This is a genomic window from Lacibacter sp. (genome assembly GCF_035299325.1).
In the GTDB taxonomy this organism is placed as follows: Bacteria; Bacteroidota; Bacteroidia; order Chitinophagales; family Chitinophagaceae; genus Lacibacter.
The window spans coordinates 67292-91069 of sequence record NZ_DATGWT010000018.1; the positions used below are offsets into that span (position 1 = coordinate 67292).

Sequence of the window (23778 nt, forward strand, 5' to 3'; positions counted from 1 at the left end):
ATTAGTGAATCCAAGCCGCTCATCCCGTGAGGGTTTTTACGATAGGCAATTGTTTTCTAAAACTTTCTGTTAAAAAGGGCAACAGATTATTAGAAGAATCGATGAAAAACCATTTACTTTGCAATTCAAAGTGCTTTTATGAATAGCCAGAATCAAACGCTAGAAACTATCCAGGACATCCGTAACATGATGGACCGCAGCAGTCGCTTTATCAGCCTTAGTGGCCTTAGTGGTATTGCTGCAGGTTTGTGTGCATTAACCGGTGCCTGGTTTGCTTATGATGTGATCGAAAGTGCAGATGGATCGGGCGTAAGAAGAGCCGGCTTAATTGGCGAAAGCTACAGCACTGATGGTGTTAGCATGTTACGTTCTTTCATGGGCAGCCGCTTATTTTTAATTGCGGTGCTTACATTAATTTCTGCGATCATACTGGCTGTATTCTTTACCTACATCAGAAGCAAACGACAAGGAGTGCCTGTGTGGGGGTCAACAGCAAAACGTATGATCTGGAATATTGCAGTGCCTTTGGTGGCAGGTGGATTATTTCTTTTAAAATTGATCGAAGCAGGTGTGTATGGTTTAATTGCACCGGGTTGTTTGATCTTTTATGGCATCGCATTGATCAATGGAGCGAAGTACACATTTGGCGAAATTCGCTTTCTGGGATATGTAATCACTGCATTGGGAGTAATTAATTGTTGGTTTCCGGGTTACGGACTTTATTTTTGGGCCGCAGGTTTTGGAGTGTTGCACATTGTATACGGAATAGTGATGTGGAATAAATATGAACGACAGCCCATGCAAATGGAGAAGAAAGTATGAAGAATCCGATAGAACAGTTACAAAAGGTGTTCGATAGCCGGGTAAGGTTAGGCGTAATGAGTGCGTTGATGGTAAATGCGCAGGTAAGTTTTAATGAACTGAAAGAACTGATCAATGTAACTGATGGAAATCTTGCTTCGCATCTGAAAGCATTGGAAGAAAACGGCTACGTTAAAGTGAACAAAGGATTTGTAGGACGTAAAACAAACACAACCTATGCAGTTACAAAAGCAGGCGAGAAAGCATTCAGGTTACATCTTGATGCGTTGGAGCAAATGATCAAGCAAATGGGGAAGTAAATTTTTTTGCATATAAACTTTGAATTTCAAAGTACTTTTAAAATAAATAAAATGGACACACAACACCCCACTTTCTGGCAACGGTATGGCATCTTCATCAAATCCATTCTTGTTGGTTTTCTCATCCTGGTATTATTGATACCAACTGCTTTTATAACTGAATTGGTTCGTGAACGACAAGACAGGCAACGTGAAGTAATAGCCGAAGTAAGTTCCAAATGGGCATCAGCCCAAACGGTAAGCGGTCCCTTTTTAATGATTCCCTACGAGGAAAAATTTGTGGATGATAAAGGTAAAGTGATGATGGTGAAACGCATGATGTATTATTTACCTGAATCAGAAAACATCAATGGTGAACTGATTCCAGAAGAACGAAGCAGAAGTATTTTCAAGATCATTCTTTATAAATCGGACTTAACAATCAGTGGGAAATTTCTGCCGATAGAACTTTCCCAGCTTGGTATTGATCCTGCAAATGTTTTGTGGAATGAAGTGCGGCTTTGTTTGGGCATATCCGATAACAGAGGAATTGCTGAAGCTCTATCATTGAACTGGAATGGTGCAACATCAGAAATGGATCCCGGTTTTCCTCCGACAGATATTGCCGGCTCGGGTGTAAGCAGTTTATTGAAAAATGCAATGGCGTTAAAAGATTCAGCACAGTCTTATGAACTCAAATTGAAACTGAAAGGTTCCGAGCGTCTTTACTTTACACCACTTGGTAAACAAACCAATGTGAAATTAAAATCAACCTGGCCTGACCCTTCGTTTGACGGTAAATTTTTACCAACTCAACATACAATCAGTGACAAAGGATTTACAGCGAGTTGGGATATCCTTCATTTCACCCGTGATATTCCGCAGCTGTGGAAGGAAGGCAAACAGGATATTGATGGGTTTGCATTCGGTGTAGAATTATTACAGGGTGTTGATTCGTACAGTAAAACCATGCGTACAGTAAAATATGCGTTGCTTTTTATTGCACTTACGTTTTTCCTTTACTTTTTTATTGAAACATTAAAAAAGCGAAGTGTACATCCTTTACAATATGTGCTGGTGGGCTTAGCTCTTTGTATATTCTACACGTTGTTATTGTCTGTTTCGGAATACACAGGTTTTAATATTGCATACCTGATTGCTTCTGTTGCTACGATTGGATTGATCACATCTTACACTTACAGCATCTTTAAACAAACAGCTGTTGCAATTGCGTTGCTGGTATTTCTCTCATCGTTGTACGGCTTTATTTATATTCTTATCCAGTTACAGGATGGAGCGTTACTGTTCGGAAGTATTGGTTTATTCATTCTGCTTGCAATAGTCATGTATTACTCCCGTAAGATCGATTGGTATGGTGAAGGAAAGAAAGTGACAACAACTGATACAATTAACGATAATACAACCGAATCATGAAAAGGTTATTAAAAAAACTCCGCAGCAATATACTGGTGATGCTGACGCATACAATTGCATTACCGATATTAAAGATCGTACGACGTAAGAAGAAGTTTCCTTATAGTATGGAACAACTCAGTGCCTTGCCTTTTGAAACAGTGGGGAATGAATTATGGCAACAATTGAATGCAGAAAACCTGCGCCTGCTTCCTTACTACGAACGGCATGATATTAAACATGTGGTACTTGATTATCCCTTTACAGATGAAGGCGAAGTGAGTCTGCAGTTTTTCATGCTGGCAAATGGAAGAGTTTCGTTCCCGGTGTTGGCAACAGTGATCTATGGTTTGGTAACGATGCCGGAGTATTATTCATCATTCCGCAAAGCATATCAACGGGGCAAAGAAGCAAAAAATCTTTCTTCACTTGATTGGTTTGCCATTATGCAACAGCCGCTTGCTGAAGTGAGGTGTCAATTTTCATTAGCTAAATGAAATTTACTATGCGATCATTCTATTATGCTTTTAGAGGAATAGTCAGTGTTTTCAGGAGTGAGGTCAACATGCGGATACATGTTGTTGCAGCAGTACTCGCAACAGTCGCTGGATTTTACTTCAAAATAGCAGCAGGAGAGTGGGGAATAGTCGTGCTGTGTATTTGCTCAGTTATTGCGATGGAATTGATTAATACGGCCATTGAGCAATTATGTAATCATGTAACAGCTGAACAACATCCCGTCATTAAAAAAGTAAAAGACATCGCTGCGGCTGCTGTATTGGTAACAGCTGTAGGCAGCTTCGTGGTAGCGTTGATTATATTCCTTCCTAAACTTATTTCACTTTTTTGAGTATGAAAAACATCTTGATCTGTTCGGTTGGCTTTTCGTTTTTATTGTATGTGTTTCGTGTTTGGTACACGGGAAGTTTTCTATTCCTGTTTATTCCATGGAATCTTTTTCTTGCATGGTTGCCATTACTGTTTAGCAGTATGATCAAGGATGCAAAATTTTCAATGCGGAATGTATCGCTGTTCAGTTTATGGTTACTGTTCTTTCCCAATTCTCCTTATCTAATTACTGATCTTTTTCATTTACAGGAGAGAGCTGGAGTTCCATTGTATTATGATCTTGTGCTATTATTTATGGCGGCGTGGAATGGATTATTGATGGGTTTGTATTCTCTGCGGAATATTGAGCAACTGTTGTTGAAACGATTTTCGGCTATGAAGGTAAAGCCAATAGTCCTGAGCTTTTTTGTTCTCTGTGGTTTTGGTATTTACCTCGGCAGATACGATCGTTATAACAGTTGGCATTTGGTAACTCAGCCATTTGATCTGGCGCAGGGAATTCTATCGAAGGTTATTTCACCGGCATCGCATCCACGTGTGTGGGCCGTTACTATTCTTTTTGCAGTTGTGCTGTTGTTGATCTATGAAACACTTAAAAAAATGCCTGCCCATTTTAGTGAGCAGGCATCCTTATCAAACAAAAATTAAGTTTAAAAATCGAGACCGAGTGATACATGCATGATCGGTTTTCCTTTAAAGAAACCATTCATTTGCCATCCTGCATCATAACGGATGAAGTAACCAAGTAATGTACTTCTTGCACCAAAACCATAGCTGCCAAGGAATGGTCCAATGCCAGGTGCTTTAATGGTTACAGTAACAGGGCTTATGGGTCCATTAGGATCATTTGGATTAAGTGGTGTTGAATATGTTATTTCTGGTCTTCCAATCTTATTGTAACGGCCATTCCACGCAGTACCAAGATCAATAAATTGTACCAATTGGAAATTACGAAGGAAGGCATTGTTAATTGGTTTATTAAAGAAAGTTGGAAACACCGGTAAACGAAGCTCACTGTTTATCACGAGTGCATTATTTCCATTGGCAGCATTTTGAGTGAAGCCACGCAGGTTAACAGCCAATGATTCATACACATAACTCTGGTCAGGTGCAGGCTTGTTGGCTGTATTAAAATAACGTTCTTTGGTTACACCATTTCTTGTAACAGTATTTGACCCAAACATTAACCAGCCATCGGTGCCACCTAAATAATAAATGAATTTATTATCGCCCCATGATACATCTGCAGCACCACGAACAGCCCAGATAAAGTTGCGGTAGATGCGCAGGTAATGTCTTGCATCAAATCCTAAATTAAACGTGAGATCACCAGGGCGTTCAGAGTAGTTGCCACCTAAACGATTAAACATTTCGATCCAGCCTTTTGCACGGAAGCCATGCCAGATATTCGTAACAGGGTTGATGGTGTTGTCATGTACAAACTCAACTCTACCCATCGCAAAATTCTCATCATAATCTGGTTCGGCTAATGAACCGACCACAGCATCATCGCTTTTTATTACATACAAATCTCTGCGAATGCCGGCAATAACCTGTATGCGTTGTACTTCATTTAACGGGTATGAAACATTTGCTTGGTAAATACTGTTGAATATTTTAGCTGGGAAGAATTGCCCGGGCGTTAATTCAAGAAAAACATTGGTGGAAGCAGCACGATAATAGGAAAGACCCCAATCAATACGACGTTTAAGGTTATCGAAACGCATAAAGATCTCATTATCCTGCAAACCATAATTGATACGAAAGGCACCGCTGAACTTATAATCTTCCAAAAACTCCATCGCACCTACTCTTGTCATAGCATTTAACGGATTGCCGTTACCAAGATTTACAGGGCCACTGGCACCTGAGTATGGTTGAAAACGGTTGATGAGAAGAGCACCATTCGATGCAAAATTGGTAGTTACGTTATCAACAAAATATTTCTTGGTATAAGGGAACAAGCGCATACGGGCCAACACTTCTTCCTGGCTTTGTTTTTTTGCACCCATCAGTTTTTCGCCAGGCTGAATAGAATCGTTCTTGAATTCTGTTTCAAAGAAATCTGTTACAGGTTTTTGCGAAGTTGTACTGTCAACAATATCGGTTCTGTTCTGTGTGTTTTCACCAGCGATCTTATCGAGCCTTGTCATCCGTTTGATGTACTCGGTTGGCCTTGCATTTACATTACGTTTACGCAAAGTGTTTTCATCCACCTTCAGTTTATAAAGGAATTTAAATTCACCTTGACGGTTAACTTCTGTTACCTGCCCATTATCACCGGCAATGCGTGTTTCCAATACACTGCTTTGGTAATTACTCATAGGGAAAGTATAGGAGCTGTCGTCCGTTACACGGAATGTAAATATTGAATCAGGTTCCTGTTTGTTCCAGGCTTTCAGCGTTGAATCAAGTTCTTTTGGTTCGGGATTTCGTAAGATTTCATCACCTACCTGGAAGACGGTATCTAAACCGGCAGCGGTTGTACTAAAGAAACCTGCCCAACGATTACCAATACCATTTTCATCACTAATGAACGTGAAGTGATTCATGTTGTATTGTGTAGGGAAGCGGGCATTACCATATTTGATATTGCTGAGCTGTGATATTTGTTTGAACTCTGATTTGTTCCAGTTATCAATGAGGAAAACGTTGTAACGTTCTTTTGGTAAAACTGTATCACCGGTAGCAGCGTTAGGCGATGGACGGTTACTGGAGAAGATGATACCTGTTTTGTTAGGGAATGCAACAAAGCTTGCATCAAGATCATCATACACATCATTGGTTACCTGCTCTGCAGTTTGTTTGTCGATCTTGTAAACGAACACATCACTCTGCCCGCCTTTCACGGCACTCATCACCAATGTATTTGGATCAAGCATGTATTGCATATCATTCACCTGCTCAAACGGAAGTTCAACATTCTTTACTGTTTTAATACGGCGGAATGCATCGTACACATTCAGCAATACTTTTCCCTTTTCCCAAACGATCATGGCAATACGTGTTCCTTTTGGATCCCACGCCAGCAACGGATAATTTGGATTTGGTTTTTCTTCCAGGTTGCGGACACCACTCTTCCACAATACTTTTTCAGAAATGAAATTCTCATTCAGGATCACTCTTGTTTGTCCTTTACGGTATTCAACTACTGCGTAAGTGAAGCTCTTTGGATTTGGGTTTGCCTGGAAACGGAAATAATCGTTTTTGCCAATTTCTTTTGGAACAGTTAAACGGCCACTCGGTACATTTCTTCTGGCACGGATATCTTTAAAATATTTATCACGGTTGTAAAGCATGAAATCTTTCAATACATCTTTCAGCTTTTTCTTAGCAACAGTTTGTGTGGCCCTGTTTACGTTTTTGTAAATGCGGCTCAGGTACAGCAGATACGTTACGTTTTCACGACGGTATTTTTCTTCAATATAATACCAAAATGCATGACCCGCCAAACGTGGTTGCTCGTAAGCGAAATGATAAAAACTTTTATAATCGGCACCAATCATAGCACTTTTTAATTCGTTATCGAGTTTGGTGCTCCAGTTTTCAGCCGCATAAGAAATGTAACCATCGGTCATCCATTTTGGAAGATCAAGTAATGCCTGGTTTTGTGCAAACTCACCAAGGTCATCACCAAACAGCATGCTTTCAACCAACACTTTGGCGATGCCTTCACGTATCTGGCGACGGAGATCGTTATGATCGCCATTGTAATACACCACCATCTTGTTATTCACCAGTTTGGTTAAGCCACCTGCATTGGGAATATCGAGACCAATGCCAATATTCGATTGTTTATAATCATTGAAATTGTTGTAGAGAACAATGTTGATCCTGCGTTGAATACCGAATTCAATAAAATCTTCGAGTGTGGGAAGTTCCTCCTCCGCTACCTGGGTGGCAAACTTTGCCAGTTCCAATCCATTAATGGTGTAATGAACATTGAAATTTGGACTTTGGTAAAAGCTCCATTTGAATTTGGTGTGCTGAACCCGGTTTTTCCCGAACTCCACCATGTTTACCTGCGCAGAAGCATGGTTCAGGAATAAAAGAAAGATGAATGATACTGTTACCGTAAGACGAAGAAAACCGTTCACTTGAATTCGCATATTTTCGTGTTATATCATTTAGAGAATCAGGTTTGGGAAAACCGACATTTAAAAGTACAAAAATCAATCCATGTTCACTGTTAAAGCTTTTACATTCAGCCCCGTTCAGGAGAACACATATATCCTCTATAACGAACAAAAGAAGGCCTTCATTATCGACCCTGGCTGTTATTTTGAAGAAGAACGTGATGAACTGGCTTCTTTTCTTAAACAAACGGAATTACAACCCATACAGTTGCTTAACACACACTGCCATCTCGATCATGTATTTGGCAACAAATGGATCTACGAAACTTATGGTTTGGAACTGCACCTGCATGCCAACGAAAAGCAGGTATTGGACTTTGCCCCCGCCGGTGGTTTAATGTGGAATCTGCCGTTTGATAATTACAACGGTCCTTTACATTGGTTGAAAGAAGATGATGAAATAGAAATGGGCGATGATAAACTAACGGTGCTGTTCACCCCGGGACATGCGCCTGGTCATGTTTGTTTTTATTGCAAGGCGCAGAATTTTGTAATTGGTGGTGATGTGTTGTTCCGTGAAAGTATTGGGCGAACTGATTTGCCGGGAGGAAATCATCAAACCTTGCTCAACAGTATCCGCACACAACTTTTTGTGTTGCCCGATGAAACAATTGTGTACAGTGGCCATGGCCCGGCTACAACAATTGGTTATGAAAAGAGAAACAATCCTTTCCTGGTTTGAGCTTAGGGGGCTGAAATGAATTTCCCAACGAAGGGTAGCTTTTGTAATTCTTTGCGTTCGATCCGTAAAATGAATAATCCAAACGCCAGTATCAAGGCCAGTCCAAACAAATGACTGAACCACATGGAGACAATAAAGTATGTAGCCAACTTGTGTAGACCAAAGAGCAGTACGCAGATCACTACATACGCCGTCAGTTTTTTCCATGGATAAGGAACGGGATAATATTTCTGTCCTAACCTGTAGGAAACGATCATCATAAAACCATAACAGCAAATGGTGGCAATGGCACAAGCCATATAGCCAATTACAGGAATCAACAGGAAATTAATGATCACAGTAATGGCTGCACCACCTAATGTGATCCATGCACCAACCAAATTCTGATTGGTAAGTTTATACCACACCGATAAATTGTAATACACACCAAGAAACAGTTTTGCTAACATCAGGATAGGTACTACTGCCAAACCTGTCCAGTATTCGGGATGGCTGCGACCCATGAAATATTTCCAGATATCCAGGAACAACACCACACCAAGAAAACAAAAGCAACAGGCGATCACAAAAAACTTCATTACCCTTGCATAAGTGCGTTGTGCATTTTCCTGGGTTGATTGTTTAAAGAAAAACGGCTCGGCTCCAAGGCGAAATGCCTGAATAAATAACACGATCAGCACAGCCAACTTATAATTAGCGCCATAAATACCGCTTTGAGAATAGGCTTCTTCTGTAGATCCGGGAAAGAGCTTCAGAATCATAAATCGATCAATGAGTTCATTCACCATACCACCTAAACCCACAATGATCAAGGGCCAGCTATAGGTCATCAGTTCTTTCCAGAATGTTTTATCAATTGTAAGCCGGAAGCTGAACAGTTCTTTTGAAAGCAGGATCAAGGTAACTGCACTTGCTGCAAGGTTGGCAAGTATTACATAACCCAAACCGATCTTTGGACTGTATAATACTGAAAAGAAGGTTCCTTTCTCAGCATTCTTACAAACAACCAGAAAGAACAGCACAAGTCCAACATTAATAAGGATGTTGAGAACCTTAATGGAAGCAAATTTTCTCGGTCTGCCCTCAAACCGGAGCTTTGAAAAAGGTAGTACTGCAAGGGTATCAAGTGCCACGATCCACATCACCCAGCGTACATATTCCGGTTGTTTGGGTATTTCAAGAAAGCCGGCAATAGCTTTACTGAAAAACAGGAACAAAACAGTAAGGATAGTTGTTGAAATAAGAATGGATGTAACAGCTGTGTTATACACCTTGCTTTCCGGTTCTTTCGCTGCAAAACGGAAATACGCTGTTTCAAGACCGTAAGTGAATAAGATATTTAGAAATGCTGCAATTGCGAACAGAGTAGTGATCTTACCATAATCGGCAGAAGCAAAAATAGTGGCAAGCAAAGGTGTAAGAAGATAGTTCAGAAATCTTCCGAAAATGCTGCTGAATCCATACCAAATTGTTTGTCCGGCTAATTTTTTAACGTTGCTCAAGGAAACGAAATTAAGATTCTTTAAAAATAGGTAAACATATTTCGATGTTAATGCAACACATTAGGGTTGTTTTTTATCTTAGTAGCACAAAACTGAATGTTATGGAATGAGCCATAAAAATTATTAAGTAATTTATAGCCAAACGAAGATAATTTTAATAGCGAATAACATCTGACAAATAATTACTAATTAAAACGAAACAGATGAAAAAACAAATCTACACTTTACTTACCTGTTTATTGGTTACGATGTATGCAGGTGCACAAGCTTACGGTGAGCTTGAATGGCAAAAGAAAAAGATCCCGGCCATGATCACGGAAGTGCCTTACTCTGCTTCAGTAACAGAAGATGCCATACGGCAAAAATTCAGCCAAATGGGTTTCAGTGCTAAAGAAAGTAAAGGTGTGTACACTTACAAAGCTGTACGTATTCCTGAGATAAGTGATGAAACCTTTGATGTTTTATTAAAAGTTGAACGTAAGAGCCGTAAGGAAAAGGATGAAAGTAATGTATATTTTATTGTATCACGTGGTTACGAAAATTATGTAAAGGGCACAGACGATGCTGTGTTTATTACCAAGATCAAACAATATTGTCTTGGATTTATTCCACTGGCAGAAGCACAGGCACTTGAAGTTGAAATAAAGGGTCAGGAAGATAAAGTGAAGTCTACTGAAAAGAAATTAAGGGACTACGAAGATGAAAGTGGCAGCCTTGAGAAGCGACTGAAGAAATTGCAGGACGATATTGAAGAAAACAAAAAGAACATCGAAAAACAAAAAAGTGAAGTAGAGAATCAGAAAAAAGCGTTGGATGTATTAAGAGCAAGACGCAAATCAGCATAAAGCAAAAGCCCCCGATATATCGGGGGGCTTTTTTATTGAGGTGCAGCAAAGTTGCTGTTAGATGTAAAATTGTTATCGGTTAATGTGCGGAAGAAATCAACCAATGCGGTTCGTTCAGCAGCTGAAAGTTGAATGCCGTTTGTAAGTACTGGATCAAGAGTTGCACTTTGTTGCACACCCGATTGATAGTGATCAAAGATCTGTTCAAAGCCAATAAACCTCCCATCGTGTAAAAAGGGATAACTCTTAAAAATGTTCCGCAACGATGGCACACGAAATTTTAATGAATCTGCTTTATTGCCTGTGATCGTCATTCTTCCTTTATCATTGAATGTATTTAGCGGTAATCCAATGTTGCGGTAAGAAAAATCTGTGAACAGCGGCTCTGCATGGCAACTGTTACACTTATTGAGAAACACAGTATAACCTGCCTGTTCACTTGTAGTAAACGTCTTGAGTTTTTGTTTTACCGAATCATATTTTGTTGCGCTGCTGATGAATGCACTCACAAATTGTGTTAATGCATTGAAGATGCGTGGCTCACTGATATAAGTTGAGCCATATACAGTTTTAAATTGTTGTGGATAGTAGCTATCGGTTTTTAATTTGTTGATGATGCCACCAATTGTTTCACCAAACTCAATCGGGCTATTGATATGTGCTGCATATACCGCATCAAGTGATGTATATTTCCCATCCCAGCCATACGAAGTTCGCCAGGCAAGATTGAACAGGCTCATGGCATTACGTATGCCATGTGAGCCATTTACGCCATGACTCAGATCATGATCAAATGTGCCAAATGCCGCAACCTGTTGATGACAGGAGCCACAGGAAATACTACCATCAACTGAAAAACGACGATCATAAAACAATTTTCTGCCTAATTCAAATCCTTCTTTAGTAATCGGGTAGCGTTGGTAATAATCAGTTCCCGGAAAATGTGAAGGTATTTGTACAGGGTAAGCAGTTAATTCAACTTTGTTTTTACGGCAGCCTTCTATCATCCATAAACCAAGTGTTATGAAAAGAATGATGAGGAGGATGCTTTTGCGTGTCTGCATATATCAGTAATCAGATAAACGGATTTTCCGGCGACCTTGTTTATGCTCACTTATCTTTTTCTTCGATTCAATACGTTTTTCTTTTGAAGCTTTTGATGGTTTGCTTGCAATTCTTGCTTTCTTGGGCGTAAGTGCAATAGAGATAAGTTGGTTGATCTTTTCAATAACCTCCTGCTTGTTTGCCTGCTGACTGCGATGCACCTGGCTTTTAACGATCAGTGTTCCTTCTTTATTGATACGATTGCTGAGTTTTTCCAGCAACAATGCTTTTTGCAGATCGGTTACAAGTGCAGAAGATGCAATATGCCAATAACCCATCACCATGGTTTCCACCTTGTTTACATTTTGTCCGCCGGCGCCACCACTACGTGCCGTTTGGAACTGAATTTCATTACTCACATCTTTTATCATGCATCAAAACCGAAGCGTTGTATTTTCGGTGATCGAATTTACAACCAATTGAACGAAATATGAGAGCGGTACTGCAACGAACAGCTTTTGCCTCTGTTAAAGTTGATGGAAACATAACAGGTTCTATTCAGAAAGGTTTGCTGGTATTAATGGGTGTTGAAGATGCTGATTCAGTTGAAGATATTGAATGGCTCAGCAGCAAAATTGTGAACCTTCGCATTTTTGATGATGAAAATGGAGTAATGAATTTGAGTGTGAAAGATGTTGATGGAGATATCTTATTGGTGAGCCAGTTTACCTTACATGCATCAACAAAAAAAGGGAATCGCCCTTCTTACATCAAAGCCAGTAAACCGGATATTGCTGTACCGATGTATGAAAAGATGATCACTCAATTGGAGAAAGATCTCGGTAAAAAAATAATGACAGGCGTTTTTGGTGCTGATATGAAAGTGGAATTGTTGAATGATGGCCCGGTGACGATTATGATTGATACGAAGAATAAGGAGTAGCTTGAGAATTAAGGAATTTAAAAATTTGAAAATGATGAAAGCAGAACTTACAATTAAGCAGGCACAACTTGATGTTGATCAATGGATAAAAACAGTTGGTGTTCGTTATTTTAATGAACTCACCAATCTTGGTATTTTAATGGAGGAAGTGGGAGAGTTGTCGAGCTTGATGGTGAGGAAGTATGGCGAACAATCATTTAAAGAAAGTGATAAAGGAAAAGAGTTGGGCGATGAAATAGCTGATGTATTGTGGGTACTCATTTGTTTGGCCAATCAAACCGGTGTTGATCTGACAGAAGCACTGCAAAAGAATTTTGAAAAGAAGAATAACAGGGATGCAAACCGGCACCAGGAGAATGAAAAGTTGAAATGAGCCCGTGCTTTGAAATGTAGATATTAGATTTTCTTTCTTGTTCCTTGTTCCTTTCGTCTTGCGCCTTCAAACACTTATCTTTGCCCACCTTCAAAAACAGCGAACATGGCGAACGAGAAGCTTTTTGCAAACATTATCTCCCACTCAAAAGAGTATGGCTATATTTTCCAGTCATCTGAAATTTATGATGGTTTAAGTGCGGTGTACGATTATGGTCAGCTAGGTGCCCAGTTGAAAAAGAACATCCGTGATTTCTGGTGGAAAAGCATGACCCAGCTGCACGACAATATCGTTGGTATTGACGCAGCCATTTTTATGCACCCCACCACCTGGAAAGCCAGTGGCCACGTTGATAATTTCAGCGATCCCATGATCGATAACAAAGACAGCAAAAAGCGTTACCGTGTCGATCACCTGATTGAAGCGCATGCAGAAACGCTTTCTGACTCCGAGTCAGCTGCATTGATCGCCAAAATGGAACAGTTGTTAGCTGCAGATGATTTTGTGGGGATCAAACAATTAATTGAAGAAAACAAGATTAAGTGCTCAGTAAGCGGCACGGCTAACTGGACCGATGTGCGCCAGTTCAACCTCATGTTCTCAACTGAGTTCGGAGCCGTATCGAGCGATAATCCCGAAGATAATATTGTGTACCTGCGCCCCGAAACGGCTCAAGGTATATTCGTAAACTTTCTGAATGTGCAAAAAAGCGGACGGATGAAAATTCCATTCGGTATTGCTCAAACAGGAAAAGCTTTCCGTAACGAGATCGTTGCCCGCCAGTTCATTTTCCGTATGCGGGAGTTTGAACAAATGGAAATGCAGTTCTTCGTTCGCCCCGGCACTGAGCTTGATTGGTATGCAAAATGGAAGGAAACCCGTTTGCAATGGCATAAAGATTTGGGGCTTCCGGCTGAAAAACTCCGTTTTCACGACCATATCAAGTTGGCGCATTACGCCAATGCTGCTGTAGATATTGAATTTGAATTTCCTTTTGGCTGGAAAGAACTGGAAGGAATTCATTCCCGTACTGATTACGATCTGCGCCGCCATCAGGAATTCAGCAAAAAGAAAATGCAGTATTTCGATAATGATCTGAATGCGGAAGGAAAACCTTTTGGTAATTATATCCCGTATGTAGTGGAAACATCGGTTGGTCTGGATCGTTTGTTCCTGACTGTTTTGAGTAATTCTTACCACGAGGAAGAAGTGCCTACCGCTGAGGAGGGAAAAACAGAAATAAGGACCGTTTTGCGCTTGCCGGTGAAAATAGCCCCCATTAAACTGGCTGTTTTCCCACTCACGAAAAAGGATGGTTTACCTGAAATTGCCGAGCAGCTTGTGAAGGAGTGTCGTCCTCATTTCCACTGTTTTTACGAGGAAAAAGACACCATCGGCAAACGCTACCGCAGACAGGATGCCATTGGAACACCCTTCTGTGTAACGGTCGATCATCAGACCAAAGAAGACAATACCGTGACCATCCGGAACAGGGATACATTGCTGCAGGAACGCATTCCGTTATCTGCCGTTAAACAATTTATCCTCAATACAGTTGCATAGTTGGCGAAAGTGAACTAATTTGCCGTCGATAAGTAACTTATACATAATTTAATTGTATACCCAAATCAATAAAATCGTTTCCTGACGATGAAGTTGAGAACAAAACAAAGGAACAAATGAACCTTACTCAATTAACCCTTGAAATCCTCGGTGTCACTTTAGGTGGAATTTTCGGCATTACGCAATCGACCCTTGAAATCCATGTAATTCTCTTCGCAGCAATTATGCTTGTTGTCGGCTTTATTGGAATCAGGATCGGTAAAAAACAGGTGATGTCGAAGGAAAAGAGGATACTGGAATTGGAAGATGAAATGTTGGCAGCGCACAAAGAAATACTTCATTTTGCAAAAACAAATAAGCAATTGGCTGAAACATTAGAAAAAGCAAAAATTCCTTACCCCGTTTCACACATCGATGAGGAAGAAGATGAAAAAGTAAGAAAAATACCTCTCGGGAAAATCGGTTAAAACTTGCAACAACATACAAAAGGAAAGTCCCCCGTACTATCGGGGGACTTTTCTGTTTGCAGAAATCTCGTCTTATTTAGTTTGTAGTTCTTACGATCTTTTTCACGAACTGCTCTTTACCTTTTCTGTCTCTTATTTCAACAAAGTAGATGCCACTTGAAAGGATGTTGATGTTGAGCCTTGTATCGGAGTAAGAGGTTAGTTTGCTCATGACTTCCTGGCCCATGGCGTTTACGATACGGATATTCATTTCACGTATCTGTGTTTTGTTACCTGCATTAATGAACAAGCCGCCGGCATCATCGGTATAAACATTTTTAATAAAAATTCCTGTCCCGGTTACATCATTCACATCAGTAACTGTTTGCGTGAGACCCATATCCACTGCATTGATCCAGAATTCAGAAAAGCTTTTCACTTTAAACTCTGCGTAATAACCATTGTTGAAGGGTACTACATCAACCTTTCCTGAGTCAATAAATTGGAAGGTTCCATCTGCTCCATCATTTAATATTCCGTTTTCAAAGGAAGCACTGCCGTTGTATTTTGTAACTGCTGCCAGGTATGCATCAGTAAGTTTGATGCACAGAGCACAGCCGGTTGCATCAATCAAAGCTTTTGCTTCCTGTTCTGTAAAATAGAATCGTATAAGTACACTATCAGTTGGTGAAATAGATGAACGGATTACCAGGTTGCGGTCGAGGTAATATTGATTGTTCATTGTGCGAACAGGCCCTGAATTGATATATGCACTTACATCAGTACTGCCAAGATTTTGTCCCATTGGATGGATGGATGCTATCCTTGTTCCGCCATTGTTAAAATGTATCCAGTTATTTCCACTTACTGATTGATTGATATTTAATATATCAGTACCTGTATAGATCGTTGCTTTTTCAAAGATGTGAATATCATCAATGCCGATACCTTCATATTGCGCTGCTTCATCACTTGAAAGGAAAATACGGAAACGGATGTTGGAAGCATTCGGCACTTCAGTACTTGACACATGCCAACGCTGAATACTTTTTTTCCATGATTGATTTACTGATGAATCAAACCAGTTAGTGCCGTTGGTTGCAGTCAATCGTTGCCATGTGTTTCCATTGTCGGTACTGTATTCCAACGTGTGATAATCGCAATTGCAATTATCTTCCTGCTGAGTAATATGACTGAAACTTAAAACCGGCTGTGTTAAGCTGCTTAAATTGAAACAAGGTGAGTAGAGATAAGAATTTTCATTTTGTTTATAGATACTGTTAAGTGTTGTGAACCAACCTTTACCCTCGCTGGCAGAACGCTTCATCAATGTTTTAGAAGGAATGCCCCAACGCCAGCTGCTGTAACTGACTGTATCAGTAAACCAGTTTCCATTAGAATTGTCAAAGCGTTCGAGATAAGGAAACGAACTGATCACAGGACTGCTGTAAACAAACCGATTATTAATACTATCGTTCACAGGATAATCGTCACCAATGAGATGCACCCACGCATCAATTTCATATGCCTTGAATGCAGAAAGATCGGCTTGTGTTGGAAATGTAAAATCAAGCTCTGTATTTGCTGCCAAAGAAGGAATTGATCCGGCAACAGCTGTTCCATTATTGATACGGTAATAAACCGGAACATTCGTGAAAGTAGTAGCCGTGGTATTTTTTACTTTGATCGTGATGTTTGCATTTCCCGGAGTGCAATTAAATGTATCAGGCGCTACCAATTGTGTAAGCAACACATCATTACTTGTCTGCACAATACGGATATCATCAAACGTAAATCCATCATCCTGATCATATCCATTAATATCATACGTTGCATTGTTAGCTGATGTACTGCTTATCTGATCGAACCGGACCTGGAAACTTGAACTTACTGTTTGTCCAAGTTCGTTGATGTTAATACTTACACGTTTTACTTCACCGAGGTTGCCTTGATTGTTAGAGAGATTGTACACGAGTACCCAAGGTTGGGTATCGCTTCCACGCATCCACACACCAGTACCCGGTTGTTTTAACTGTCCGTGATTTTTAAAGTTGAAATCAAAACGTAAGCCTTGTGTTGCTGTGTAACTGCTGAGGTTAATGGTGCCCGTAACACTGTTTCCTGCCAGCACACCACTATAATTTATGGCATCAAGTGTAATAGCTTTACTTCCGTTGACCGCAACACCTGAGTTAACAAATGTGCGTAGCCTGCCATTTGACGTATTTAAATAATCAAACCGATCAGCATTTGTTAATGCAAAGAAATTTGTTTTGTATTCATCATTCCCAGTTGCTTCAAAAGTTTCAGCGAAAGGTAAGCTCACTGCCGGGTTCGCAACGTGTTTTACAACATAAGTGAGTTCATCATTAGCTGTTTGTGTATCACCTGTTTGCTTCACGGTTACTTTAATATTGTAAATTCCGGGAGCTGATAAATTTGCAGTTGCGGAAAATGTATAATTCACAGTTGAATTAGCAGCAATGGAGACTGCAGAAGATTCTGTTACAACAGTGCCTCCGTTTACCTGGTAAGAAATAGTGTAGGTACTGCTTGTTGCAACATCGTCAAGATTTTTGATGCGTACCGTAATTGGTTGTGTTGCTGTTAAACCAATACTTGTATTTTCTCTGCCATGAACAGGAGAAAGTAATGAATCTATTTTTAGATCATTATCAAACTCCGCAGCAGTACATGCTGTAGCAAATGAAGGTGTGATGCTTCGTGCAATTGCACGCAGGCCCAATGAATCAGTCATTCTTGCACGAACCGTAAACCAGTAAGTTTGTGTTTTATTCAATCCACTCACACGATAGGTCAATGTGTTGGTTGTTCCTAATGATGAAAACGCACCATCATTTAATTGTAGTACTTCATAATCCGTAGCGCCAGTAACAGCCGTCCATGAAAGATTTACATAACCTTCGCAGGGAACGGTTGCAGTAACAACAGGTTGTGCTAATATGGTAAAATTTCCAGGTGATGTAGCTGATGCACCGCCACCGTTTCTTGAAACCCTTATCTTTCCTTTGTTTGTTGGGGTATTGGGAACGCCAAACCATCTGTAACGATGTTGATCGGCCGGAACATTTGCATCAACTATACTCCAGGTAGCACCATCATCAACTGATACTTCAATTGTAAAAGCATTTGTGCCGTTATCTTTTGCATTCCATTTAATGATCTCTTCAACTCCGGGAACAAATCGTTCTCCACCATAGGGATGTTCAAGAACAATTTCATCTTTCAAAAATTCATAGACTACAAAATATTCCTGCGGACCATTCGGCACATTAAAACCACTGACGTTAATGCTGATGTTTGCTCCGGGATTGTCAATTGTAACCTGCTCAATATTATTGATACGATCAACTCCTCTTACTGCTGGATTGTTTACAGTTGCAGGTGATGGATTAAGTATCCATGGAAGGTAAGTGGTTACACCATCAGTAACAGAAAGATCAAGATCGTTGACCAATGCAGTTGATGCAAGAGGCGAAGCTTCTTTATCGTGCCAGTACAGTAATACTTTTACCTGCCTGGTATTTGCGGGAACAGCAATGATCTGTGATGAAGTGCCGGCAGTTGAAAGAGTACCGGTGAAGTATCGGTTATTTTCCAACACTTCAACTGCTCTACGAGGGTTCACAAGACCAAATCCATAACTATAGTCTGGTCCTGAGTTACCCCTGTCATCTGCTGAATTACAAAGTGCCCCTTTTATTAATGCTGATTTAGGAAGAGCATTCGCATGCAGTTGTTTGTAACGTTCTGTAAGTAAAGCCCATACTCCTGCAATGTAAGGAGATGAAAAACTTGTACCAAAGCCTTGAGCATAAGTGTTGTTATTGCTTGTTGTAACTACACTTACACCACTTGCTGTTATCTCTGGCTTTAACCGTCCATCTTCAACAGGGCCTTTGCTTGAACTGAGATTTAATACATCTGTACCAACATGGTAATCGGCCACGTCAAGAACATTCTTGCCAACCTGGTATCCGCTCTTGATTGTTGCAAATGAAAGTGGATAGGGTGAACAAACACGTTGCCCATCGTTGCCAGCTGAAAAAATGTGTTGCAAAAAAGGATTGTTATAGATCTGTTGATCAACATAAACGCTCAACTCATTGTAATCACTATTCCCGGGACAACCGGCCAAGCCATTGAAATAAGAATTGTTGGTTACTGTCATTCCAAAATCAGAAAAATAAGTTGCTGATTTTGTAAGAACCAGATCAAAGTAATCAACGATCAATAAACTATTAGGCGCAACACCTTTATATCTTTCTTCGATAAGCCCATCACCACCAACAACACCTGTTACCTGCCGGCCATGGTTATTTGTTGTAAAGGAAGGATTCCTGTTTAGTACGTTTTTTGTGTTATCAAGATGAAGTGGATCTGCATTATCTCCAACACCAACAGTGGTCCCAAGTCCACTTAAATTTCTACCGGCAACTTCTGAACTTGTAAGATTCGTTAACCCAAATAAACCTCTTTCACGTTGATTCAACGGCGTTGGTTGCAAAAAAGATGCGTTTAAAAAAGAAACAAAAGGCAAATTGCTGACCGCCGTAATATTTTTAGCAGGAACGTTCACTTGTGCAAGCCCCTGGTTGAGATAGTCTGATTTTGTTAATACAACTTCGTAACCCGCCAGTGTTTCTTTTACTTCATTCCATTTTATACCGGGTTGCAACTGAAGATTAAGCAACAATATTGTTTCAGGTTGCTGAGATGGCAAGAGCGTATTCAACTCACGGCCTAGCTTAGCCGAACCGGGCATATTGATCATTGCTCTTACACCCGCACCAAAAAGCTGCGAAAACATCGGCATCCTTTTCATGCGCACCTGGTAGCTATTGTCAGGCAGGTAGCTTAATAATTCAATTCCCATTCCTTTCAATGCAAGTTGTTGTGCATTCGTAACAGGTTTTTCAAAAGCAAGAACACTGTACGTCCATTCTCCAAATCGACCTTTCCTGAATTCTTTTGTGATGGTCTCTGCCTCCATATTTCCCTGGATAGCAACATCGCCTGCTTTTAAACGCAGTGTGGTGATCTTCTTTTGGGCAATTAATGAATCGAAACTGCACAATAAAACAGTTAGCAATAAAGCTTTTTTCATATTTCTGAACAGGTAAATAAAATGGTGTAGTTGCCAGAATGAACAAGAGTATGGCTGTACATACGGATGGCGGTAATTCATGAAGTAGGTTTTACAGATTTGGATTCAGTTCAAAAATAGGTATTCTTTCCCGAAAAAGGAAGCCTTCCAAACAAACAGACATGCGCTAAAATCCTTATTCTAACCGTATCTTTGCAGCCTGTGAATTTTGAGTTGTTGCAGAAAAAATTTAATGATGATCCCCGCCTTTTTCAACTGGCGGACAGGCTTTCTTTTTCCCAAACTCAACGGATCTACCTTAAAAACCTGCTGGGAAGCTCATCTCAGTTCGTGGCAGCATCGGTTTTTAACCATTCTTCGCTTGAACAGTTCAATCATGTGTTTATTGTAAACGATGCAGAAGAGGCGGCTTACTTCCACAATTCACTGGAAAGTATCACCAAGGAACTCAACCTTTTTTACTTCCCTTCATCATTCAAACATCCAAAGAATTTTCGTTTGCTTAATTCATCGCATGTGATGTTGCGTACCGAAGCATTGACGAAATTTTCCATGCCCACCGGTCAGCGTGTCGGCGCCATCGTTACTTATCCCGACGCCTTGTTTGAGAAAGTTGTGTTGCCAAAAAAACTGCAAGGCAATATGCTGCTCATCAAAACCAACGACACATTAGACGTTGATAATTTGATGGGCTTTCTGGTTGATCTTGGTTTTGAACGAACCGATTTTGTGTATCAGCCCGGACAATTTGCAGTACGTGGCGGCATCCTCGATATTTATTCGTTTGGTAATGAAAAGCCCTATCGTCTGGAGTTATTTGGTAATGATGTAGACAGTATCCGCATATTCGATCCCGAAACGCAGTTGAGTGAACGAAGGTTAGCGCAGGTGAGCATCATTCCCAATGTGGAAACACAATTTGAAAGTGGCGAGAAAGTTTCGCTGTTTAAATTTTTACCGGAGAATACCATTGTATGGGTGAAGGATTTTGATGTGATGAAAGAACGATTGCTCACTATGGAAGAAGACATGGAGCAGTTTTTGAAATTGCCTGTTTCCAAACAGGAGCGTGATGATGATGAGCGATTGGAAAAGATCGATTTGAATGAACAGGATTTTATTACTGCTGCAATTGTTGAAGAACAGATACAGCAACATCATACGATAGAGTTTGGTTACGAACCACACTTGTTAAATACAGTTGAACAGAAGAACAGGTTTGAACTGGAGTATCATACCAAACATCAACCGGCGTTCAACCGACAGTTTGAATTACTCATTAATGACTTGAAAAGTTGGGGTGCTAAGAAATTTGAAATATTCATTTTTGCAGAGAACCCCAAGCAGTTGGAACGACTTCACAGCATTTTTGCTGATCTCAAAGCAGAGATACCTTTCACACCAATTGCATTAGCTATTCATGAAGGTTTTATTGATGAAGACTTAAAAGTTGTTTGTTATACCGATCATGAAATTTTCCAGCGCTATCATAAGTATAAAGTAAAGCAGGCATATAATAAAAGCAAGGCACTTACCATTCGTGCATTAAAAGAATTGCAGCCCGGCGATTACGTTACGCATATTGACCATGGAGTTGGAACATATAGTGGTCTGCAGAAAATAGAAGTGAATGGTGTAATGCAGGAAGCGGTGCGTTTGATCTATAAAGACAGCGATATTTTGTATGTGAATATTAATTCACTGCATAAAATTTCGAAATATACGGGCAAGGAGGGAAGTGTGCCTAAGATCAACAAGCTGGGCAGTGATGCATGGCAGCGGTTAAAAGAGAAAACGAAGACAAAAGTAAAAGAAATCGCTTTCGATCTCATTCAGCTGTATGCTCAGCGTAAAGCACAACAAGGTTTTCAGCATACACCGGATAGTTATTTGCAGACAGAACTGGAAGCTTCGTTTATGTACGAAGACACACCAGACCAAAGTAAAGCAACGGCCGATGTAAAAAAAGATATGGAAGCTCCATCACCCATGGATCGTTTAGTGTGCGGCGATGTAGGCTTTGGTAAAACAGAGATCGCCGTTCGTGCTGCATTTAAAACAGTGTGCGATGGCAAGCAGGCTGCTATCATGGTGCCCACAACCATTCTTGCCTATCAACATTATAAAACATTCCAGGAGCGATTGAAAGATTTTCCTGTTACGGTTGATTATGTGAATCGTTTCAAATCAGCAAAAGAGAAAAAGGAAACCTATCAGAAATTACAGGAAGGAAAAGTGGATATCATTGTTGGCACACATGCGCTGTTGGCCAAAGATGTAAAGTTTAAAGATCTTGGTTTGCTGGTAGTGGATGAGGAACAGAAATTTGGCGTTGGTCATAAGGAAAAGATCAAAACGTTGAAGACGAATGTGGATTCACTTACACTAACGGCAACACCTATTCCACGTACATTGCAGTTTAGTTTGATGGGTGCAAGGGATCTGAGCATCATGAATACGCCGCCTCCCAACCGTCAGCCCATACAGACCGAAGTGCAGGTGTTCCAGGAAGATTTTATTCGTGATGCAGTTTATTATGAAACAGAACGTGGCGGACAGGTCTTTTTCATTCACAACCGAATTGCTGGATTGGCTGAAATGGCTGCCATCATTCAACGTTTGTGTCCAGACCTCAGCATTGGTTTTGCACACGGACAAATGGAAGGTCATGATCTTGAAGAGCGCATCTTCGATTTTATCGGCAAAAAATATGATGTGTTGGTTTGCACGAACATTGTTGAAAGCGGAGTTGATATTCCCAATGTGAATACCATCATGATCAACAATGCACACCAGTTTGGTTTAAGTGATCTGCACCAGTTGCGTGGACGGGTAGGCCGAAGCAACAAAAAAGCATTTTGCTATTTGCTTGCGCCACCTATGAGTACACTGCCAAACGATTCGAGAAAACGTTTGCAAACATTAGAACAACATAGTGAGTTGGGAAGCGGTTTCCAGATTGCGATGCGTGATCTTGATATACGTGGTGCAGGCAATATGCTCGGTGGTGAACAGAGTGGTTTCATGGCAGAGATCGGGTTTGAAATGTATCAGAAGGTGTTGGACGAAGCTATCCGTGAATTGAAACGCACGAAATTCCGTGAGCTGTTTAAAGAAGAAATTCAGCAGCAGGAAAATTATGTGAAGGATTGTGTAATTGATACTGATCTTGAAATTTTGATTCCGGATGCATACGTAGAAAGTATTGCAGAACGTTTGAGTTTGTATACAAGATTGGATAACTGTGAAACCGAAGATGATTTGATCGAATTCCATAAAGAACTCATCGATCGTTTTGGCCCCATACCATCGCAGGTAGAGGATCTGTTTACAACTGTTCGTTGCCGTAAGCTGGCGGTTGAACTCGGCTTTGAAAAAATGACTCTGAAAGAACAAACGCTGCGTTGCTACTTCATCAATAATCCTGATTCGCCTTATTTTGAATCACCGGTGTTCCAGGGTATCATGCAGTTTGTGCAAACTTCACTCAACAAAGCACAACTGAAACAAACAGGTAAACTATTCCTGTTGGTTGTTCGGGATATGGATGGGATGGAAGCATTGCTTCGTCTCCTCACCCGTATGCATGCAGCCGTGGTTGAAAAGCCGGTTACTGCGTAAGTCTTCTCATCGACAGATTTTTCCCTTTTTATCAAGCAGGAAAACTTCCAGTTGAATAAATGGGTACTTTTTCTGAATCCACCCAATTTATTCTTATTTTTAATTGTACAAAGTTGCTGTTTCTTCCATCTTT

The 23778-nt window shown here is 40.4% G+C and carries 18 protein-coding genes; 13 read left to right on the plus strand and 5 right to left on the minus strand.

Annotated elements, in window-relative coordinates; translation table 11 throughout:
* Positions 1 to 138: 138 nt before the first annotated feature.
* From VK159_RS11255 to VK159_RS11280, 6 genes are read left to right on the plus strand one after another with little or no spacing between them, the layout of a single operon-like run.
* A complete protein-coding gene (locus VK159_RS11255; protein ID WP_324230236.1) occupies positions 139 to 822 on the plus strand; it encodes a hypothetical protein in 684 nt (227 codons plus the stop codon).
* Positions 819 to 1121, plus strand: coding sequence for a winged helix-turn-helix domain-containing protein (locus VK159_RS11260; RefSeq protein ID WP_182802367.1), 303 nt, complete (start codon positions 819 to 821; stop codon positions 1119 to 1121). Before VK159_RS11255 ends, VK159_RS11260 begins: the two co-directional genes overlap by 4 nt.
* A gap of 51 nt (positions 1122 to 1172) precedes the next feature.
* A complete protein-coding gene (creD, locus tag VK159_RS11265) occupies positions 1173 to 2534 on the plus strand; it encodes a cell envelope integrity protein CreD (protein WP_324230237.1) in 1362 nt (453 codons plus the stop codon).
* Positions 2531 to 3010 carry a Coq4 family protein gene (locus tag VK159_RS11270; RefSeq protein WP_324230238.1) on the plus strand — a complete coding sequence of 160 codons (480 nt, stop codon included), beginning with the start codon at positions 2531 to 2533 and terminating at the stop codon, positions 3008 to 3010. The genes creD and VK159_RS11270 overlap by 4 nt, the downstream gene beginning before the upstream one ends.
* Positions 3011 to 3018: 8 nt before the next feature.
* The gene (locus VK159_RS11275; protein ID WP_324230239.1) at positions 3019 to 3363 is read left to right on the plus strand and encodes a diacylglycerol kinase family protein; all 345 of its coding nucleotides are present in this window, start codon (positions 3019 to 3021) and stop codon (positions 3361 to 3363) included.
* Between the two features lie 2 nt (positions 3364 to 3365).
* Positions 3366 to 4010: a DUF1361 domain-containing protein gene (locus VK159_RS11280; protein WP_324230240.1), complete on the plus strand. Its 645-nt coding sequence runs from the start codon at positions 3366 to 3368 to the stop codon at positions 4008 to 4010.
* Positions 4011 to 4012: 2 nt separating this feature from the next.
* On the opposite strand, the gene VK159_RS11285 is transcribed toward VK159_RS11280, so the two are convergent.
* Positions 4013 to 7471: a hypothetical protein gene (locus tag VK159_RS11285; RefSeq protein ID WP_324230241.1), complete on the minus strand. Its 3459-nt coding sequence runs from the start codon at positions 7469 to 7471 to the stop codon at positions 4013 to 4015.
* Between the two features lie 70 nt (positions 7472 to 7541).
* Between VK159_RS11285 and VK159_RS11290 the strand changes: the two genes are divergently transcribed.
* Positions 7542 to 8180: an MBL fold metallo-hydrolase gene (locus VK159_RS11290; protein ID WP_324230242.1), complete on the plus strand. Its 639-nt coding sequence runs from the start codon at positions 7542 to 7544 to the stop codon at positions 8178 to 8180.
* Positions 8181 to 8182: 2 nt separating this feature from the next.
* On the opposite strand, the gene VK159_RS11295 is transcribed toward VK159_RS11290, so the two are convergent.
* Complete coding sequence (locus VK159_RS11295) at positions 8183 to 9682, minus strand: oligosaccharide flippase family protein (RefSeq protein ID WP_324230243.1); 1500 nt, start codon at positions 9680 to 9682, stop codon at positions 8183 to 8185.
* 203 nt (positions 9683 to 9885) lie between these two features.
* Here VK159_RS11295 and VK159_RS11300 point away from each other — a divergent pair, with 203 nt between their 5' ends.
* Positions 9886 to 10527 (plus strand): hypothetical protein, encoded by a 642-nt coding sequence (locus VK159_RS11300; protein ID WP_324230244.1) that lies wholly within the window; start codon positions 9886 to 9888, stop codon positions 10525 to 10527.
* Between the two features lie 32 nt (positions 10528 to 10559).
* On the opposite strand, the gene VK159_RS11305 is transcribed toward VK159_RS11300, so the two are convergent.
* Both VK159_RS11305 and arfB read right to left on the minus strand, forming a co-directional pair.
* Complete coding sequence (locus VK159_RS11305; RefSeq protein ID WP_324230245.1) at positions 10560 to 11591, minus strand: cytochrome-c peroxidase; 1032 nt, start codon at positions 11589 to 11591, stop codon at positions 10560 to 10562.
* Between the two features lie 3 nt (positions 11592 to 11594).
* Positions 11595 to 12002 carry an alternative ribosome rescue aminoacyl-tRNA hydrolase ArfB gene (gene arfB / locus VK159_RS11310; protein WP_414672827.1) on the minus strand — a complete coding sequence of 136 codons (408 nt, stop codon included), beginning with the start codon at positions 12000 to 12002 and terminating at the stop codon, positions 11595 to 11597.
* Positions 12003 to 12061: 59 nt separating this feature from the next.
* On the opposite strand from arfB, the gene dtd reads away from it, so the two are divergent.
* From dtd to VK159_RS11330, 4 genes are all read left to right on the plus strand, one after another.
* The gene (gene dtd, locus VK159_RS11315) at positions 12062 to 12514 is read left to right on the plus strand and encodes a D-aminoacyl-tRNA deacylase (protein WP_324230246.1); all 453 of its coding nucleotides are present in this window, start codon (positions 12062 to 12064) and stop codon (positions 12512 to 12514) included.
* A gap of 31 nt (positions 12515 to 12545) precedes the next feature.
* Positions 12546 to 12887, plus strand: coding sequence for a nucleotide pyrophosphohydrolase (locus VK159_RS11320; RefSeq protein WP_324230247.1), 342 nt, complete (start codon positions 12546 to 12548; stop codon positions 12885 to 12887).
* A 105-nt stretch (positions 12888 to 12992) separates the two neighbouring features.
* Positions 12993 to 14450 (plus strand): glycine--tRNA ligase, encoded by a 1458-nt coding sequence (locus VK159_RS11325; RefSeq protein ID WP_324230248.1) that lies wholly within the window; start codon positions 12993 to 12995, stop codon positions 14448 to 14450.
* 116 nt (positions 14451 to 14566) lie between these two features.
* A complete protein-coding gene (locus tag VK159_RS11330) occupies positions 14567 to 14917 on the plus strand; it encodes a hypothetical protein (RefSeq protein ID WP_324230249.1) in 351 nt (116 codons plus the stop codon).
* Positions 14918 to 14993: 76 nt separating this feature from the next.
* Here VK159_RS11330 and VK159_RS11335 read toward each other — a convergent pair whose 3' ends face one another.
* Positions 14994 to 20024, minus strand: a complete 5031-nt coding sequence (locus VK159_RS11335; RefSeq protein WP_324230250.1) for a S8 family serine peptidase — start codon at positions 20022 to 20024, stop codon at positions 14994 to 14996.
* Positions 20025 to 20225: 201 nt separating this feature from the next.
* Between VK159_RS11335 and mfd the strand changes: the two genes are divergently transcribed.
* On the plus strand, positions 20226 to 23645 hold the full coding sequence (gene mfd / locus VK159_RS11340) for a transcription-repair coupling factor (protein ID WP_414672828.1): 3420 nt from the start codon (positions 20226 to 20228) through the stop codon (positions 23643 to 23645).
* Positions 23646 to 23778: the final 133 nt, after the last annotated feature.

Coding starts and splice junctions, on each gene's coding strand:
- VK159_RS11305 (WP_324230245.1), bottom strand. CDS start 11,591: ATGCAGACACGCAAAAGCATCCTCCTCATCATTCTTTTCATAACACTT.
- VK159_RS11290 (WP_324230242.1), top strand. CDS start 7,542: ATGTTCACTGTTAAAGCTTTTACATTCAGCCCCGTTCAGGAGAACACA.
- VK159_RS11285 (WP_324230241.1), bottom strand. CDS start 7,471: ATGCGAATTCAAGTGAACGGTTTTCTTCGTCTTACGGTAACAGTATCA.
- VK159_RS11255 (WP_324230236.1), top strand. CDS start 139: ATGAATAGCCAGAATCAAACGCTAGAAACTATCCAGGACATCCGTAAC.
- dtd (WP_324230246.1), top strand. CDS start 12,062: ATGAGAGCGGTACTGCAACGAACAGCTTTTGCCTCTGTTAAAGTTGAT.
- VK159_RS11300 (WP_324230244.1), top strand. CDS start 9,886: ATGAAAAAACAAATCTACACTTTACTTACCTGTTTATTGGTTACGATG.
- VK159_RS11335 (WP_324230250.1), bottom strand. CDS start 20,024: ATGAAAAAAGCTTTATTGCTAACTGTTTTATTGTGCAGTTTCGATTCA.
- VK159_RS11260 (WP_182802367.1), top strand. CDS start 819: ATGAAGAATCCGATAGAACAGTTACAAAAGGTGTTCGATAGCCGGGTA.
- VK159_RS11280 (WP_324230240.1), top strand. CDS start 3,366: ATGAAAAACATCTTGATCTGTTCGGTTGGCTTTTCGTTTTTATTGTAT.
- VK159_RS11330 (WP_324230249.1), top strand. CDS start 14,567: ATGAACCTTACTCAATTAACCCTTGAAATCCTCGGTGTCACTTTAGGT.
- VK159_RS11320 (WP_324230247.1), top strand. CDS start 12,546: ATGATGAAAGCAGAACTTACAATTAAGCAGGCACAACTTGATGTTGAT.
- VK159_RS11270 (WP_324230238.1), top strand. CDS start 2,531: ATGAAAAGGTTATTAAAAAAACTCCGCAGCAATATACTGGTGATGCTG.
- VK159_RS11275 (WP_324230239.1), top strand. CDS start 3,019: ATGCGATCATTCTATTATGCTTTTAGAGGAATAGTCAGTGTTTTCAGG.
- creD (WP_324230237.1), top strand. CDS start 1,173: ATGGACACACAACACCCCACTTTCTGGCAACGGTATGGCATCTTCATC.
- VK159_RS11325 (WP_324230248.1), top strand. CDS start 12,993: ATGGCGAACGAGAAGCTTTTTGCAAACATTATCTCCCACTCAAAAGAG.
- arfB (WP_414672827.1), bottom strand. CDS start 12,002: ATGATAAAAGATGTGAGTAATGAAATTCAGTTCCAAACGGCACGTAGT.